Here is a 16,095-nt window from a genome sequence, read left to right as displayed (position 1 = left end):
GCCCGCCCGGCTTCAGGCGCCGAGTACGCGACAGGCCTCGGCCGGCAGCGTGACTGAAACGGGGTGGCCGATGCTCAGCCCCATCCCCTGGCACGGCGTGCTCAACGCGGTAAACGACACCCCGGAACACTCCACGGTGGTCTCGATGGTCGCGCCGATGTCGCGCACGAACGTCACCTTGCCCAGCAAGCGGTTACCCGCCGTCGCTTGCGGGGCAGACAGCTGCAGGTCCTCGGGACGGATCAACATCTTGACCTTCTCACCGGCCCCGATGCTGCTGCAGATCGGCACCTGCAGCGCGTCGCCACCCGGCAAGCTGACTTGGCCATTGCCCAGCGCCGTGGCCGGGAAGATGTTGCCCGAACCGATGAAGTCGGCGACGAACTCGTTGGCCGGATGCCGATAGATCTCGATCGGGGTGCCGACCTGCTGCACCCGATGTTCGCCCAAGACCACGACGATATCGGCCATGGTCATGGCCTCACGCTGATCGTGGGTGACCAGGATGGTGGTGATGTTCAGGCGTTGTTGCAACTGACGGATCTCCACCTGCATCGACTCACGCAACTTGGCGTCCAGCGCCGACAGCGGTTCATCGAGCAACAGGATTTTCGGGTGCGAAGCGATTGCCCGCGCAATCGCCACGCGCTGTCGCTGACCGCCGGAGAGCTTGGCCACCGGGCGATCGATCATCGGTTGCAGCTGGATCAGCTCCAGCAACTCCACCACCCGCGCCTGTTGCTCGGCCTTGCCAACCCCGCGCAGTTTCAGCGGGTAGGCGATGTTCTCCCCGACCGTCATGTGCGGAAACAGCGCCAGGGATTGAAAGACCATGCCGAAATTGCGCAGGTGCGCCGGGGTGTGGCCGATGTCTTCACCGTCCAGGCGGATCTCGCCGCCGGTCAGGGTTTCGAGGCCGGCGATCATGCGCAACAACGTGGTTTTGCCACACCCTGAAGGCCCGAGGAAGCACACCAGTTTGCCTTCGGGCAAATGCAGGTTGACATCGCTGACCGCGCAGGCCGAGCCGTAGTGTTTCTCGACGTTTTCCAGAATCAGACCAGACATAACAAGCACCTCAGGCAATCAGAACGAAACGCCACCTTCACCGACCAGTTTTTCGAGCGCCCAGATCAGGACGAAGTCGATCAACACGATCAGCACGGCAAACGAGAAAACGGTGGGATCGAGCGAGGACACGGTGCGGCTGTACATCCAGATCGGCACGGTCATGACATCGATGGTGTAGAGGAAATAGGTCACGGTGAACTCGTTGAACGAGACGATGAACGCCAGCAGCATGCCCGCCAGAATCCCCGACTTCATCAGCGGCACCACCACGTCGACAATCGCCCGTAACGGCGAAGCCCCCAGCATTTGCGCGGCTTCCTCCACTTCGCTGCCAATGGAAAGCATGGCGGCGGTGCAGTTCTTCACCACGAACGGCAAGGCGAGGATCACATGGGCGATCACCAGCCGCGAGGTGGTCATGTGGAACGGCAGGCTGTCGAACACCAGCAGCAACGCCAGCCCGAGCACCACCATCGGAAACACCAGCGGCAACGACATCAATTGCAGCGCCACGGCCTTGCCACGGAACTCGCACCGGGTCAGTGCGTAGGCCGCCGGCACCGCAATCAGCGTCGCGAAGACCATGGTCAGGCACGCCACCAACAGGCTGGTGGCCATGGCCTGGCCGAGGCTCAGCACATCGCTGGCGTCCGGCGAGACAAAGGTGTGCCAGGCCGCCTTGTACCACTGCAAGCTGTAGCTCTCGGGCGGGAAGTCCAGGTTCGACGCGCCACTGAAGGACATGACGATCATGGTCAGGATCGGCAACACCGCCAGCAGCAGGATAAAGCCCGAGAGGATCCCGGCGAACTTGCCGGTCTCACCCGGCAGCAGTGAATGACGCTTCTTGGTCAGGGCACTCATTGCGAAGCCTCCAGCAGGCGCCGACGACGGCCAGTGATGTATTCGGACAGGGTCATGATCGCCAGAGTGGTGACGATCAGCACCACGCCGGCGGCGGATGCGGCGGGCCAGTTCATCAGCGGGGCGATCTGGTCATGCACCATCACCGCCAGCATCGGCACGCGCCGGCCACCCAGCAGCAGCGGGACCACGAAGCTGCTGGCGTTGTAGGCGAACACCAGGGTCGCGCCGGTGATGATCCCCGGCAGGCTCATCGGCAGTACCACCTGGCGGAACACCTGCAGGCGACTGGCGCCGAGGGTGGCCGCAGCTTCCTCATAACTGCGGGCGACGCCGCGCATGGCGCTGGCAATCGGCAACACCGCCAGCGGGAAGGCGGTCTGCACCAGGCCCATCAATACGCCGTTCTGGTTGTACAGCAGCATGATCGGACGCTTGATCAGGCCCAGGCCCATCAGGGTCTGGTTGAGCATGCCACCCGGCCCCAGGATCACCAGCCAGCCATAGCTTTGCAGCAGCAGGTTGACCAGCAATGGCAACAGCACTGCCGCAAGGAAAATCCGCCGTACGAACGGCGACGTCAGCCGCGACATGGTATAGGCCACCGGGATCGCCAGCACCACGGCGATCACGGCGCTGATCAACGCCAGGCGCAGAGTCAGCAGCAAGGATTTGAGGTAGTAGGGTTCGAGCAACTGGGCATAGCTGGCCAGGCTGAAGCCGGACCACTCCGCCCCCTTGGTGCCCACGCTCATGCGCAGCACCAGCAGGCTCGCGGCGATCAGCACGCCGAGAAACAGCATCGACGGCGAGAGGAAAAACCAGGCGCGGGCCGTCGGCGAAACACCGCGACGGGCGCGCACGGGGGCGACACTCACCGGGTGGGTCAGAGGTTGATGTTCCATAGCAAGGGTCTCGTCAATGGAAAGCAGCTGTCGAACACCAGGCTCGAAAACTCATTGGCCCCCTGTGGGAGCGAGCCTGCTCGCGAAAGCGGTGTATCAGTCAGCGTCAATGTTGAATGACTGTCAGCATTCGCGAGCAGGCTCGCTCCCACCGGGGATCTTCGTTGGTTGAAGAGCCTGTGTTCGCCACTCGATCAGGAAGAAAAGATTTCCGTGTAACGACGAATCCATTGGTCATGCACGGTGGCCAGGAAGGCATTGTCGTGCATGATCGCCTTCTCGGAGATCTGCTCCGGCGTGAGGATGTACGGGTTCTTGCGGGCTTCGGCAGAGATGATCGCCTTGGCGTTGACCGGGCCGTTGTAGATGTCTTCGGCCATCTTGCCCTGCACCAGCGGGTCCAGGGAGTGGTTGATGAAGGCGTAGGCCAGGTCGGTATCGCCCGGACGGTTCTTCGGCATCACCGAGAGCATGAGGTCCGTGTAGAAACCTTCCTTCATGCCGAAGGTGGCGCCCAGCCCGTAGTTCGGATCACGGATCTGCTTGGGGAAAAAGGCCGGCGCGTACAGGCCGCCCATGTCCAGGGAGCCGGTGCGGAACAGCTCGGCGATCTGGTTGGGGTTTTCACCCAGGGTCACCACGCGGTCCTTGAGCTCGGCGAGCTTCTTGAAGCCTGGCTCGATGTTGTGTTCGTCACCACCGGCCAGTTTGGCGGCGATGATGATCAGGTCCATGGCCTCGGTCCAGTTCGGCGGCGGCAGGAAGATGTTCGGCGACAGCTCGGCGTCCCACAGGGCGGCATAACTGTCCGGTGCCTGCTTGATGGTCCGCGTGCTGTAGACCAGGCTGTTGCACCACAGCAGGTAACCGATGCCGTGGCCATTGGCGCCGGTGCGGTATTTCTCCGGGACGTCGACCAGGTTGGGAATGCGGTTGAGGTCGGGTTTTTCCAGCAGGTCGGCGGCGGCCAGGCCTTCGGCGCCGACCCCGGCCAGGGTGATGATGTCGTACTGCGCACGGTCACCGCCGGCCTTGAGTTTGGCGACCATTTCCGAGGTGCTGCCGGTGCGGTCGGCGATGACCTTGCAGCCATACTTGTCTTCGAAGGTCGCAGCAATGTTGCGCAGTGCGGCCAGGCCCGTGTCATCGGACCAGGTCAGCAGGCGCAGGGTCTTGCCCTGAAAGCGCGTGTCGCTGGCGCTGGCCTTGATGAACGGCATGCTCATGGCCGCCGCAGCCACCGAGGCAACACCCACGGTCTTGATGAATTGACGTCTGTTCAGATCATGCTCGCCCATGACGGACTCCCTTTGTTTTTGTAGGTATAAGGCAGGTCGAAACTGTTGCATCCGCGCGGCGGATTCAGCCTTTCGCCCCCGTATCTTCGGGGGTTTGGCTGAGCCAGCGAGTTCATCCTGAGGTCGCGCAAAACACCTGACTATCGATAAAAACTCATCGAAGCCATGACGCTGACGCATGCCTCTTCAGGAGGCATGCGCTCACCATTTTCGAGCCGTCAGACGGCCCGAATCACGTGTTTGATTTCCTGGAAAGCCTGCAAGCCCCACGGCCCCAATTCGCGGCCGATACTGCTCTGCTTGTAACCACCCCAGGCGGTCTGCGGGAAGATCACCTGCGGCGCGTTGATCCACACCAGCCCCGCCTGCAAGGCGTTGGCGACGCGGTCGGCGGCGTCGGTATTGCGCGTCACCACGCTGGCCACCAGGCCAAACTGGCTGTCGTTGGCCAAGGCAATCGCCTCGGCTTCGGTGGTGAAACGGCGCAGGCAAATCACCGGGCCGAAAATCTCTTCACACCACAGCGCACTGTCCAGGGGCACGTCGGTGAATACCGTCGGCTGCAAAAAATAGCCGCGCGGCAGATCAGCCGGCCGGTTGCCGCCGCAAATCAGCTTGGCCCCGGCGCTCAGGCCACGATCGATGTGGCCGAGCACGCGCTGGTATTGCGCCTGATTGACCAGCGCGCCCATTTCCACGTTCGGATCGAACGGGTCGGCCACGCGAATGGCTTCGGCGCGGGCCTTCAAACGGGTGAGGAACTCATCGAACACTTCATCGGCGACCAGCACGCGGCTGGTGGCGGAGCACATCTGCCCGGCGTTGAAGAAACCGCCGCCGCAGGCCACTTCCACCGCCAGGTCAAGGTCGGCATCGGCCAGTACCAACAGCGAGGATTTACCCCCCAGCTCCAGGCTGACGCCCTTCACGGTTTCGGCAGCGCGTTGCATCACCTGTACGCCCACCGCATTGCTGCCGGTGAAGGACATTTTCGCCACGCGCGGGTCCGCCGACAACGGCGCGCCCACGGCCAGGCCCGTGCCACAGACCAGGTTGAACACCCCCGCCGGCAACCCGGCTTCGGCGATGATCGCCGCCAGCTCCAGCTCCGGCAGCGGTGTCACTTCCGACGGCTTGAGCACCACGCAGCAACCGGCGGCCAGGGCCGGGGCGAGTTTCCAGGCGGTGGTGACCATCGGAAAATTCCACGGCACGATCAGGCCGACCACGCCGCAGGGTTCACGGCGCAGGCGTGCGTTGAAATCGTCGGTGGGCAACTCGACGTTGCTGTCCTGCTTCGCATCCAGGCCTTCGGCCAGACCGGCGTAGTACTCGAAGGTGGCGATCACGTCATCGACGTCGATGGCCGCTTCGAACAAGGGCTTGCCGTTGTTGCTCGACTGCAACTGCATCAACTGCTCGCGACCGGCCTGCACGCCGGCGGCGATCTTGCGCAGGATCGCGCCGCGCTCGACGCCGGTGGTCTTCGACCAGTCGGCGAAGGCGCGCGTGGCAGCGCTGACCGCTTGCTCCACCGCCTGCTCATCACCACCGACGACGGTGGTCAGCAAGGCTTCGGTGGCCGGATTGATCACCCGCAGATGCTCGCTGCCGGCGGACCATTTACCGTCGATGTACAGCCCATCCAGTGTCGTCGGGAAGCTCATTTCGACACCGCCCGGGTCCACAGGGTCTGGTCGATCTCAATCAGGGTCGGGCCCTGGCGATCGGTGGCTGCACGCAGGGCGCTGCGCAGTTTCTCGACGTCGCTGACCGCTTCGGCGGCGCAGCCCAGGGCCTTGGCCACACCGATGAAATCCGGGGTATAGATGTCGACGCCCACCGGTTCGATGGCACGGTTGACCATGTATTTCTTGATCTCTTCGTAGCCCTGGTTATTCCACAGCAGGACGATCACCGGGGTGCGCGCTTCCACGGCACTGGCCAGTTCCGGCAGGGTGAATTGCAGGCCGCCGTCGCCGATCAGGCACACCACCGGGGGGCGGGAGCCGTTGGTTGAGCTGCCGCCGAGCCAGGCACCGATGGCCGCCGGCAATGCATAACCGAGGGTGCCGTAACCGGTAGAAGAGTTGAACCAGCGACGTGGGCGTTCCGGGTTGAACGTCAGGTTGCCGGTGTACACCGGTTGCGTCGAATCGCCGACGAACACCGCGTCCGGCAATTCGTGCTGCACGGTTTCCAGGAAACGGGTCTGAGCCAGGGTCGGCGCATCCCAGTTGGCGGCCAGTTCTTCACGCAGACGGGCGGCGCGTACCTGGCCCCAGTCGTTGCGGCGCTCGGCCAGGGATTTGTGCGACAGGGCGCTGAGCAACGCTTGGGCGGCGTTGCGCGAATCGGCAACCAGAGCGAGGTGTGGCGGGTAATTGCGCACGGTCTGGTCCGGGTCGATGTCGACACGCAGCAGCTTGCCGGGAATCTCGAAACCACCCGCGAAGGTGACGTCGTAGTCGGTTTCCGCCAGTTCGGTGCCGATGGCCAGCACGACATCGGCCTCGGCCACCAGTGCCCGGGTCGCCACCAGGCTCTGGGTCGAGCCGATCAGCAACGGGTGAGCCGATTCGAGCATGCCCTTGGCGTTGATGGTCAGCGCGACCGGCGCGTCCAGCAGTTCGGCCAGCGCGGTCAACTCGCCCGCGGCGTCGATGGCACCGCCCCCGGCAAGAATCAGCGGACGCCTGGCGCTGGCGAGCAACTCGGTCATGCGGCTGATCGCACTCGGCGAAGCGCCGGCCGGGTCGATATTGACCGGCACGCAGGCGAGCAGCTCGTCGGCCTCCTCGACCAGCACGTCCAATGGAATTTCGATGTGCACCGGGCGCGGACGACCGGCCTGGAACAGGGCGAAGGCCCGGGCCAGAACGCCCGGCAGCTCGGACGCGGACATCAGGGTATGGGAGAACGCGGCGACACCGGCACACAGCGCGCTCTGGTTCGGCAACTCGTGCAGTTTGCCGCGACCGCCGCCCAACTGGTTGCGCGTCTGCACGCTGGAGATCACCAGCATCGGGATCGAATCGGCGTAGGCCTGGCCCATGGCGGTGGTGATGTTGGTCATGCCCGGGCCGGTGATGATAAAACACACGCCCGGTTTGCCGCGGGTGCGGGCATAACCGTCGGCCATGAAACCGGCCCCTTGTTCGTGACGTGGGGTGACGTGGTCGATGCTCGAACGGGCCAGCCCGCGATACAGCTCCACGGTATGCACCCCGGGGATGCCGAACACCTGCTCGACCCCGTAGCCTTCGAGTAACTTGACCAATACTTCGCCACACGTCGCCATGTCTTTGCCCTTCTTGTTCGTTTGAGACGCCGGGCCTGCGCTGTGTTTATGATAAATGGGCAGGTCCAGGGATGGCCTCATTGGAACGGTCGACACGTTGCCGCAACAATGGATAAAAAATCATGCCAGTCATGTCCTTACGTCATACCTTGGATCCTAATGAAACGATTGCCTCCCCTGCCGGCGCTGCACACTTTTCTGATTACCGCGCAGTGCTGCAACTTCACCCGTGCCGCCGAACAACTGTTCATCACCCAGGGCGCGGTGAGCCGGCAGATCGCCGGGCTGGAGGATTTTCTCGGTTATGAATTGTTCATCCGTCAGGCCCGGGGACTGGAACTGACGGCGGAAGGCCGCGCATGGCTGCCGCGGGTCCAGCAGGTTTTCGGCCTGATCGACGAGGCGGTGGAGCAGATCGGCGAGAAGCGCGAAACCCTGCAACTGAAGGCGCCGACCTGTGTCATGCGCTGGCTGTTGCCGCGCCTGCTGCAGTGGCAAAAACAGCGTCCGGACGTGCCGGTGGCCTTGACCACCACGGTCAAGCACGGCGTGGATTTCCAACGCGAGCAGTTCGACGCGGCGGTGATCTATGGCGCCGCACCGGACAGCGCACTCGCCTCCTGCCTGCTGTTCGATGAACAACTGACGCCGGTGTGCTCCCCCTCGATGCTCGATGAGCCCCTGGCGTTGCAAGTGCCAGCGGACCTGCAACAGCATTTGCTGTTGCACCCGACGCAGGATGAGCGTGACTGGAATGCCTGGTTGAAAGCGGCGAACCTGCACTTGAGCAACGCCAGGGGCCAGCATTTCGAAACACTCGACCTGGCGATGTCGATGGCGTCCCAAGGCACGGGTGTGGCCATCGGGGACTGGTCGCTGATCGGCGACGACCTGAGCGCCGGGCGCCTGGTCATGCCGTTTGAATTGAAGGTGAAGACCGGGTTGGCGTATTACCTGGTGTTCCCGGAAAAGACCGCGCCGTCGTCACGATTGCGTGAGCTGATGGCATGGTTGGTGGAACAAGCTCAAGCGCGCTGAGCCCATTCCATCCCCCCTCCGGCAGGCGCGAGCTCGCACCTGCCGACATTCAGGGAAACAATCGTCAGTAGCCGACGGTAAACCGCTGCCGCACGTGTTTTGGCGTTTCCACTTCATCGATCAGCGCAATCGCATAATCGGCAAACGTGATCCAGCTGCGCCCTGCACTGCTCACCAGCAAATCGTCCTTGCCGAGGCGAAACGTGCCGCTGCGCTCACCCTCGACAAACTCCGCCGACGGCGACACGAACGTCCAGTCCAGTTGCTGTTCCCGACGCAGGTCTTCGAGGAATACCGCACCGGCACTGGCCTCGGCCTTGTAGGCCTCGGGGAAACCCTCGCTGTCGATTACGCGGGTGCCATCCGGCAGCAACAACGAACCGGCACCGCCCACCACCAACAGGCGCTTCACCCCGGCCTTCTTCACCGGTTCGATCACCGCGGCGCTCGGAATCGTGGCGAAATGCGCAGCGCTGATCACCACGTCATGGCCCGTCACCGCCGCTTGCAACGCCTGGGCATCCAGTACGTCGACATTCTTGCTGACCACCCCGGCACGCTCGCCGATTTTCGACGTATCGCGGGCGATGGCCGTGACGCTGTGGCCACGACGCAGGGCTTCTTCCAACAGTTGGCTGCCGGCACGGCCGGTGGCACCGATGATTGCGATCTTGCTCATGACGTACTCCAGTTGGCTTGAATTCAAAGGGGCGTTACCACTTCATCTCGCCCTTGGCGACTTTGGCGCTCAGCTCCAGCGAGCTGACTTCGCCCAGGGCCGGGAAACGTTTTTTCATGGCGGCGACCAGCGCGGCCGCATCCCTGGCCCTGACGGTTTCTTCGTCGAAGGCCTTGATGTAATCGGCGGTGAATTGCACCGATGCCAGGGCGCCCGTCCGTTCACCGAGGTAGTGGCCGGGCACCACGGTGTCCGGTTTCAGGGTTTCGATAGCCTGTAGCGTAGCCAACCAGTCGGCATGGGATTGCGCGGTCTGGGTATCGGCCATCCACACGTGGATGTTCTGCGCAACCACCACACCACCGACCACCGCCTTGATCGACGGGATCCAGACGAAGGTGCGATCCGGTTGCTTGCCCTCAAGGCCCACCACCTGCAATTTCTGCCCTTCGAGCATCAGGCTGTCGCCCTTGAGCACGCCGGGCACGATGGTTTCAGCCGGCGCGTCGGCCGCCATTTTCGGTCCCCAATACGCCAGTTTGCCCTCGACGGTTTTCTTGATGTGATCCACGGTCGGCTGCGAGGCCAGCACCCTGGCCTCAGGAAATGCCGCTGTCAGGGTGTCCAGGCCGAAGTAGTAGTCCGGGTCGCCATGACTGATGTAGATGGTGGTCAGGCGCTTGCCGCTGGCGCGGATTTTGTCCACCACTTGCGCGGCCTGAGCCCGGCCGAATTGCGCGTCCACCAGGATCGCGTCCTGCTCGCCGCTGACCAGCACCGAGGTCACCGGGAAGATCGCCTGCTCGCCGGGGTTGTAGACATCCAGAGTCAGGGGCGCTGCGCTGGCCTGAACGGCGAAACCAAGGCTGGCGGCCAGAAACAGACGTTGGAAAAAGGCGAATCCGATCATGTGCAGCTCCATAAAGTGTGAACCCGCCCCCCTGCACGCGCCGCCAGGGGAAGGGCAAAACCAACCATGGAGCAGAGCTTAGTTGCCTGGTTCAGTACAAAAAATGCGATGCTGCGACATAGTTTGTTTCTGAAATCGGGCAAATCATGGATCGTCTACAAGCAATGCGGGTGTTCGTCACGGTGGTCGACCTCGGCAGCCAGTCAGCCGCCGCCGATCATCTGGAGCTGTCACGGCCGGTGGTTTCACGCTATCTGGCCGAGTTGGAAGACTGGGTGGGCGCCCGCCTGATGCACCGCACCACGCGCAAATTGAGCCTGACCACCGCCGGCAGCGAAACCCTGCCCCGTTGCCGGCAGATGCTCGAACTGTCGGCCGACATGCAGGCCGCCGTCAGCGAACCCGACGACGCGCCACGAGGCCTGCTGCGCATCAGCGTCAGTACGTCATTCGCCCAGGCGCAACTGGCCGACGCGGTGACGGCCTACGTCCAACGGTATCCCGGCGTCAGCATCGACTTGCAGATGCTCGACCGCACGGTGAACCTGGTGGACGAACGCATCGACCTGGCGATTCGCACCAGCAATGACCTGGACCCGAATCTCATTGCCCGGCGATTGACGGTCTGTCGCTCGGTGATCTGCGCCGCGCCCGCGTACCTGCAGGCGCATCCGGCGCCACGGCGGGTCGAGGACCTCAGCCAGCACAACTGCCTGACCCATTCCTATGTCGGCAAGAGCCTGTGGCATTTCGAGCAGGACGGCGAACCGCTGTCGATCCCGGTGCAGGGCAACATCAGCGCCAATGAGGCCAGCACGCTGCTGCGCGCGACGATCGCCGGCGCGGGCGTGGCGATGCTTCCCACCTATCAGGCCGGCGCGCATATCCACAGCGGCGAACTGGTACGCCTGTTGCCCCAGGCCGAGCCGCAGCTGATGAACATCTACGCGGTATACGCCTCGCGCAAACACATGCCGACGGCGTTGCGCAGCCTGCTGGATTTTCTGGTGGAACGGTTTCCCCGAGAGCCGGCCTGGGACATCGGGCTGTGAGCAAGCCCGTTCACATTGGGGTATCAGCGTTTTGAATACCGGGTCAAAAGCAAGTGCCCCGTGACTGGCAACTCACCACCCCTGACCTATGCTCAATGTATGGGTATGAGTTCAGAGGTCAACGCCATGAACATCAAAACAAGAAGATACCTCGCGATTTTCCTCACCTGCGCGGCGACGCTGGCGCTGTACGGCACAGCGGCCTGGCGCGTGGAGCAGTTGCGACAACTGCCCCGGGAATACGCCAGCTGCAATTTCGAGCGTTGCATCCCCCACAACGCCACCCTCAACGCGCTGCGCTAACGACGGCGCTCAGCCCTCGTGATCCTGATCGCCCTTCAAGCGGTCGCGGAACGCCTTGGGTGAAATGCCCACCCGACGGCGGAACAGACGCGTGAAGTTGGTCGGATCGGAAAAGCCCAGGACCTCGGACATTTCATAAATGGTCATGCTGGTGTAGGTCAGCAGGCGCTTGGCCTCGAGCAATTGGCGCTCGTGGACGATCTGCAGGGCCGGTTGTCCCGCCAGTTCCCGGCACGTGCCGTTGAGGTGGGAGACGGAAATCCCCAGGCGATGCGCCAGGTCCTCGACCTTGACATGCTGTCGATAGGTCTCCTCCACCAGTTGGATAAACCCATTGAGGTATTCCCGCGCGCGCTGCGGACGCTGGGTGGCGCTGCGACGCGACAGCGCCTGACGGCTGACCCATACCAGAATCACACTGACCAGCGAATGCATGAGCATTTCCCGGGCCGGTTGATGCCCGGTGTATTCGGTTTGCAACGCCTGGAACAGGCTATTGAGGTAATCGCTGTCCGCGCCGGACGGATAACTGTCAGCCTGGGCCAGGGCATTCACCGAATGCCCCAGTTGCGCCTGAAGGTGGGCCACCAACGGCGCCGCCAGGGTCACGACAAAGCCTTCGACATCCTCGGAAAAACGGTAGCCATGCACCGACAGCGGCGGCAGGACCAGAATCGCCGGCTCGTCCAATTGCGTACGGTGACCTTCGATTTCAAGCGCTGCCTGACCTTTGAACACGAAGAGCAACTGGCATAGATCGGCGTGGCGATGGGGTTTGATTTCCCACTGGTGTTCGCGACTGCGCTTGGAGATGGTTTCGCAGTGCAGCAAGTCCGGTGTCGGCCAGTCAAGGCTTTCACCGTACAGTTTGAACACCGGTATCGAAGGCAGGTCAGGCTTGTTCATCACTTCAATCCAGGCCTCGGAGGTGGCGGACGATAATCGCACGATTGACAGTACAAGGGGCTCCTCAGTTTTCACCCTCGGTCGAAAGACCCGCAAGTGAAAAATGCGTGCGCATGCCCCATGAAAATACCTCACCCGAGGTGTGCGTGGGGGACACATTGAGAAAAATCCAAGGAGAAAATGACCTGCGGTTTCCGTACGAGGCTATCGAATAGCCTGCTACCGACTTACACTGGCGAGCATTTCCAACCGCCTCGAACCGGGCGGTCATCTCACTGCCTGCAGGTTTTTCCGTGCCCCATCCGAACCCGCCCGACGCGCCCAGACCCGCCATTCGCAATGTGCTGATTGCACTGATGCTGGCGATTTTTCTCGGCGCGCTGGACCAGACCATCGTCGCCGTTTCAATGCCGGCCATTTCTGCGCAGTTCAAGGATGTCAGCCTGCTGGCCTGGGTGATTTCCGGCTACATGGTGGCGATGACCGTGGCGGTGCCGATCTACGGCAAACTGGGCGACCTGTATGGACGGCGCCGGCTGATGCTGTTCGGCATGGGGCTGTTCACCCTGGCTTCGCTGTTCTGCGGCATGGCCCAGAGCATGGAGCAACTGGTGCTGGCGCGAATTCTCCAGGGCATCGGCGCCGGCGGGATGATTTCGGTCAGCCAGGCGATCATCGGCGACATCGTGCCGCCCCGGGAGCGCGGGCGTTATCAGGGTTATTTCAGCAGCATGTACGCGGTGGCCAGCGTCGCCGGTCCGGTGCTGGGCGGCTACATGACCGAATACCTGTCCTGGCGCTGGGTGTTCCTGATCAACCTGCCCCTGGGGCTCGGTGCGTACTGGGTGGCCCGACGCAACCTGGTGGGCCTGCCGATCCCCCAACGCAAACCCGTCATCGACTACCTCGGTACGCTGTTGATGATCAGCGGCCTGACTGCGCTGCTGCTCGGCATCACCCAGGTCGGACAGGGGCATTCATGGCGCAGCAGCGAAGTGCTCGGGCTGTTTGCAGCAGCCCTGACGGTGCTGACCGTCTTCGTCTGGCATGAAGGCCGTGCCCGGGAGCCTTTGCTGCCGATGCACCTGTTCGCCAACCGCAACGCCCTGTTGTGCTGGTGCACGATTTTCTTCACCAGCTTCCAGGCGATTTCGCTGATCGTGCTGATGCCGCTGCGTTTTCAGAGCGTGACCGGCGCCGGGGCCGACAGCGCTGCCCTGCACCTGCTGCCATTGGCGATGGGATTGCCGATTGGCGCTTATTTCGCCGGTCGTCGAACCTCGGTCACCGGTCGTTACAAGCCACAGATTCTGGCGGGTGCGATCCTGATGCCGATCTCGATCCTGGGCATGGCGTTCAGTGCACCGCAGGCGTTCTGGTTGAGCAGCCTGTTCATGTTGCTCAACGGAATGGCCGGTGGCATGCAGTTCCCCACGTCGCTGGTCGGTACGCAGAACGCAGTGGACCAGCGCGACATCGGCGTTGCCACCAGCACCACCAACCTGTTCCGCTCCCTGGGCGGCGCAGTGGGGGTGGCGTTGATGTCGGCACTGCTGCTGGCACTGTTGCAGGATTCGAGCTTTTCCCACCTGGCCGGTTCGACCCTGCTGGCCGAGGGGCACTCCGGAAACGTCCTGCTCGACGGCCTGAACGCCGCGCCAGGGAACGAGCAGAATGCCTTGCGCGCGGAGCTGCTGACGACCTTCCGGCATTTGCTGCTGGTCAGCGCGGCGGTCTCGCTGCTGGGGCTGGCAGCGGCGATCGTGATGCCGAACCGATTGTTGCGCGGGCGCGAGGACAAGGTTCGCTAGACCGTATAGCCCGCCTCGCGAACAGGCTCGCTCCCACAGAAGAACACCTTGCAGAGGTGAGCGAGTCCGCTTGCGATGGCAGACATCGCTCACCCCGACTCAAGGGCTGTAGTAACCCACCGCCACCAGAAAATGCCCGACCTTCTTCAGGTACGCGTGCTTGTCCTCGACCTTGCCGGTCACCGGGTTTTTCCACTTGTAGGCGTACTCGCCGTAATCCTGTTTGGCGATCAACGCCAGGATCGGCTCACCCACAGGCTTGCCTTCAGGGTCCTTGATCTTGCCGAAATCGGTGTTGACCAGGCGCAGGTTGGTGCCGTGGGCGACATAACGCTGGGTGTCCAGGTCGACGACAAACACGTACAGGTCATCCTGCAGGTAACCGCCCTTGAGGGAATTGATCGCGGTCAGCGTGCCCTTCTCGTCCCGGGTCAGATCGGCCGCCGCCTTGTTCAGCAGCGCCATCGCCTGCTCTGCCGAGGCCCGTGGCAGGTAATAACCCACCGCCAGGATGCGTTGGCCAATGCGCTGGTAGTACACGTGCTTGCGCTCGACTTTGCCATCGGACCAGTTCTGCCAGCGATATTCCGCCTCCTGAATGCCATTGCCCTCCGGCACTTTCAACGCGTTCTGGAAGGCCTTGCGCACGTCCGGTCCGAGGACTTCGGAGACATCGCGCCCGATCAATGCCGAGGAAGGTCCGCCGCTGGCCAGCATCACGCCTTGGGTATCGACCACGAACACGTAGCGATCCTTGTCGACGAACTCGCCCTGGCGACTGAACGCCGCAAACGCCTTGTCGCCGTTGTCGTGGTAATAGGCCAGGGCCTTTTCCAGCAAGGCAATGGCCGCCTTGCTGTCGTCCTTTTCTGTCGCGGCAGCCTGTGCCTGCCCCGCAAACAGCAACAACATGCCCCCCAGCAGGGCCAACCGATGCAGAAACCCCATTGCCCATCCCTCGTTCTTGTCAGTGTTTCAAGAGCGTAGACGGCAATGGGGCATGCAGGGACATTCAGCAAACCGCAGTCACAATCCGCCGCCTATGGCTTGGCGCGCAACTGCTGCTGCAAATTCTGGATCTGCGCCTGAAGGGTGTTGATGTTGCGGGTGACCTGGCTACGGAAGGCGTCGAATTCGGCGGTGTTGGACGACGCCGGCGCAGCGGCCGGGCGGTTGTCCTGCTCGCTCTTGAGCACGATCATGTCCTGCTCCAGGCGTTCGATGGCGGCACTCGGGTTGCCCTGTTTTTTCAGGGTGGCAATGTCGGCGCCAAGGCTTTTGAGCTGGGCGTCGATCTTGTCGGTGTCTGCCGGCGCGCTTTTCAGCGCCGCCAGTTCGCCGCTCAAGGCTTTGACCTGGGCCTGCAATTGCGTGTTGGCCGCCTGTTGCTCGGTGTTCTGGGCAGTGGCCTGCGCCAGGCGCTTGTCCAGTTCGCTGGTTTGCGCGGTCATTTGCGCCAGGCGCTTGTCCAGGTCCGTGGTCTGGCCGACAACACCCTGTTGCTGCTTGCTCTGGTCCTGGAGCTTGCTTTCCAACTGCCTGATTTGCAGTTTCAGCGCTTCGCTGTCGCTGGTGACGTTGGTCTGGCTGGCGACCACCTTGCCGGAAATGTCCTGCAGGCGCCCCGCCGCTTCCTCACTGATCCGCGCGAAACTTTCCTGGGTCGCCACCAGTTGCTGTTCCATCAGCGAAATCTGCTGAAAACTCCACCAGGCCAGGCCGGCGAAGGCGAAGAACAACGCGCCGACGAGCGCCCACAACGGGCCGGTGCTCGCGGCCTTGACCTTGACCACTGGTGGCGTGCGCGAATGGACCGTGGTGCGCGCCGTGGTTGGAAAATCATCGTCGTCGAGGACATCGGCCCGCAGGCTCGGTACATCGTCGAAGTCGTCGTTGGCATCGTTACGCATGGACATTGAGTCGACCTTTGTGAAACCCGGTGATGGCATTATGGGCC

General features: G+C 62.8%; 15 protein-coding genes. 4 read left to right on the top strand and 11 right to left on the bottom strand.

Going from position 1 to position 16,095, the window contains the following annotated elements; translation table 11 throughout:
- Positions 1-12: 12 nt before the first annotated feature.
- The 6 genes from IB249_RS13570 to IB249_RS13545 form a co-directional block, all read right to left on the bottom strand.
- A complete protein-coding gene (locus IB249_RS13570) occupies positions 13-1,068 on the bottom strand; it encodes an ABC transporter ATP-binding protein (protein WP_192305446.1) in 1,056 nt (351 codons plus the stop codon).
- Positions 1,069-1,086: 18 nt separating this feature from the next.
- On the bottom strand, positions 1,087-1,935 hold the full coding sequence (locus tag IB249_RS13565) for an ABC transporter permease (protein ID WP_192305443.1): 849 nt from the start codon (positions 1,933-1,935) through the stop codon (positions 1,087-1,089).
- A complete protein-coding gene (locus IB249_RS13560) occupies positions 1,932-2,840 on the bottom strand; it encodes an ABC transporter permease (protein ID WP_192305441.1) in 909 nt (302 codons plus the stop codon). The genes IB249_RS13565 and IB249_RS13560 overlap by 4 nt, the downstream gene beginning before the upstream one ends.
- 194 nt (positions 2,841-3,034) lie before the next feature.
- Positions 3,035-4,138 carry an extracellular solute-binding protein gene (locus IB249_RS13555; RefSeq protein WP_192305439.1) on the bottom strand — a complete coding sequence of 368 codons (1,104 nt, stop codon included), beginning with the start codon at positions 4,136-4,138 and terminating at the stop codon, positions 3,035-3,037.
- Positions 4,139-4,356: 218 nt separating this feature from the next.
- Positions 4,357-5,805, bottom strand: coding sequence for an aldehyde dehydrogenase family protein (locus IB249_RS13550; RefSeq protein WP_192305437.1), 1,449 nt, complete (start codon positions 5,803-5,805; stop codon positions 4,357-4,359).
- Positions 5,802-7,439, bottom strand: a complete 1,638-nt coding sequence (locus IB249_RS13545; RefSeq protein WP_192305435.1) for a 5-guanidino-2-oxopentanoate decarboxylase — start codon at positions 7,437-7,439, stop codon at positions 5,802-5,804. The genes IB249_RS13550 and IB249_RS13545 overlap by 4 nt, the downstream gene beginning before the upstream one ends.
- Before the next feature lie 159 nt (positions 7,440-7,598).
- On the opposite strand from IB249_RS13545, the gene IB249_RS13540 reads away from it, so the two are divergent.
- The gene (locus IB249_RS13540) at positions 7,599-8,477 is read left to right on the top strand and encodes a LysR substrate-binding domain-containing protein (protein ID WP_192305433.1); all 879 of its coding nucleotides are present in this window, start codon (positions 7,599-7,601) and stop codon (positions 8,475-8,477) included.
- A 64-nt stretch (positions 8,478-8,541) separates the two neighbouring features.
- Here IB249_RS13540 and IB249_RS13535 read toward each other — a convergent pair whose 3' ends face one another.
- Positions 8,542-9,156, bottom strand: a complete 615-nt coding sequence (locus IB249_RS13535) for an NAD(P)-dependent oxidoreductase (RefSeq protein ID WP_192305431.1) — start codon at positions 9,154-9,156, stop codon at positions 8,542-8,544.
- A 34-nt stretch (positions 9,157-9,190) separates the two neighbouring features.
- Positions 9,191-10,066 (bottom strand): MBL fold metallo-hydrolase, encoded by an 876-nt coding sequence (locus IB249_RS13530; RefSeq protein ID WP_192305429.1) that lies wholly within the window; start codon positions 10,064-10,066, stop codon positions 9,191-9,193.
- 146 nt (positions 10,067-10,212) lie between these two features.
- On the opposite strand from IB249_RS13530, the gene IB249_RS13525 reads away from it, so the two are divergent.
- Both IB249_RS13525 and IB249_RS13520 read left to right on the top strand, forming a co-directional pair.
- Positions 10,213-11,118, top strand: coding sequence for a LysR family transcriptional regulator (locus IB249_RS13525; RefSeq protein ID WP_225606964.1), 906 nt, complete (start codon positions 10,213-10,215; stop codon positions 11,116-11,118).
- Between the two features lie 126 nt (positions 11,119-11,244).
- Complete coding sequence (locus IB249_RS13520) at positions 11,245-11,421, top strand: hypothetical protein (RefSeq protein WP_192305427.1); 177 nt, start codon at positions 11,245-11,247, stop codon at positions 11,419-11,421.
- Between the two features lie 9 nt (positions 11,422-11,430).
- Here the strand turns inward: IB249_RS13520 and IB249_RS13515 are convergent, their stop codons facing one another.
- Positions 11,431-12,327 carry a helix-turn-helix domain-containing protein gene (locus tag IB249_RS13515; protein ID WP_192305424.1) on the bottom strand — a complete coding sequence of 299 codons (897 nt, stop codon included), beginning with the start codon at positions 12,325-12,327 and terminating at the stop codon, positions 11,431-11,433.
- Between the two features lie 356 nt (positions 12,328-12,683).
- Here IB249_RS13515 and IB249_RS13510 point away from each other — a divergent pair, with 356 nt between their 5' ends.
- Positions 12,684-14,138, top strand: coding sequence for an MDR family MFS transporter (locus IB249_RS13510; protein ID WP_412548009.1), 1,455 nt, complete (start codon positions 12,684-12,686; stop codon positions 14,136-14,138).
- A 99-nt stretch (positions 14,139-14,237) separates the two neighbouring features.
- On the opposite strand, the gene IB249_RS13505 is transcribed toward IB249_RS13510, so the two are convergent.
- A complete protein-coding gene (locus tag IB249_RS13505; protein WP_192305420.1) occupies positions 14,238-15,086 on the bottom strand; it encodes a cache domain-containing protein in 849 nt (282 codons plus the stop codon).
- A gap of 92 nt (positions 15,087-15,178) precedes the next feature.
- Positions 15,179-16,054 carry an ATPase gene (locus IB249_RS13500; protein ID WP_192305418.1) on the bottom strand — a complete coding sequence of 292 codons (876 nt, stop codon included), beginning with the start codon at positions 16,052-16,054 and terminating at the stop codon, positions 15,179-15,181.
- Between the last annotated feature and the right edge of the window lie 41 nt (positions 16,055-16,095).

Origin of the sequence: Pseudomonas sp. PDM04 (assembly GCF_014851765.1) — a bacterium.
GTDB lineage: Bacteria > Pseudomonadota > Gammaproteobacteria > Pseudomonadales > Pseudomonadaceae > Aquipseudomonas.
This window is presented reverse-complemented; position numbering and strand designations above follow the sequence as displayed.

Bases quoted from the DNA above. Each gene is read 5' to 3' on its own strand.
- IB249_RS13540 (WP_192305433.1), top strand. From the start codon at position 7,599: ATGAAACGATTGCCTCCCCTGCCGGCGCTGCACACTTTTCTGATTACC.
- IB249_RS13505 (WP_192305420.1), bottom strand. From the start codon at position 15,086: ATGGGGTTTCTGCATCGGTTGGCCCTGCTGGGGGGCATGTTGTTGCTG.
- IB249_RS13550 (WP_192305437.1), bottom strand. From the start codon at position 5,805: ATGAGCTTCCCGACGACACTGGATGGGCTGTACATCGACGGTAAATGG.
- IB249_RS13530 (WP_192305429.1), bottom strand. From the start codon at position 10,066: ATGATCGGATTCGCCTTTTTCCAACGTCTGTTTCTGGCCGCCAGCCTT.
- IB249_RS13515 (WP_192305424.1), bottom strand. From the start codon at position 12,327: ATGAACAAGCCTGACCTGCCTTCGATACCGGTGTTCAAACTGTACGGT.
- IB249_RS13510 (WP_412548009.1), top strand. From the start codon at position 12,684: ATGCTGGCGATTTTTCTCGGCGCGCTGGACCAGACCATCGTCGCCGTT.
- IB249_RS13565 (WP_192305443.1), bottom strand. From the start codon at position 1,935: ATGAGTGCCCTGACCAAGAAGCGTCATTCACTGCTGCCGGGTGAGACC.
- IB249_RS13535 (WP_192305431.1), bottom strand. From the start codon at position 9,156: ATGAGCAAGATCGCAATCATCGGTGCCACCGGCCGTGCCGGCAGCCAA.
- IB249_RS13570 (WP_192305446.1), bottom strand. From the start codon at position 1,068: ATGTCTGGTCTGATTCTGGAAAACGTCGAGAAACACTACGGCTCGGCC.
- IB249_RS13500 (WP_192305418.1), bottom strand. From the start codon at position 16,054: ATGTCCATGCGTAACGATGCCAACGACGACTTCGACGATGTACCGAGC.
- IB249_RS13525 (WP_225606964.1), top strand. From the start codon at position 10,213: ATGGATCGTCTACAAGCAATGCGGGTGTTCGTCACGGTGGTCGACCTC.
- IB249_RS13560 (WP_192305441.1), bottom strand. From the start codon at position 2,840: ATGGAACATCAACCTCTGACCCACCCGGTGAGTGTCGCCCCCGTGCGC.
- IB249_RS13555 (WP_192305439.1), bottom strand. From the start codon at position 4,138: ATGGGCGAGCATGATCTGAACAGACGTCAATTCATCAAGACCGTGGGT.
- IB249_RS13545 (WP_192305435.1), bottom strand. From the start codon at position 7,439: ATGGCGACGTGTGGCGAAGTATTGGTCAAGTTACTCGAAGGCTACGGG.
- IB249_RS13520 (WP_192305427.1), top strand. From the start codon at position 11,245: ATGAACATCAAAACAAGAAGATACCTCGCGATTTTCCTCACCTGCGCG.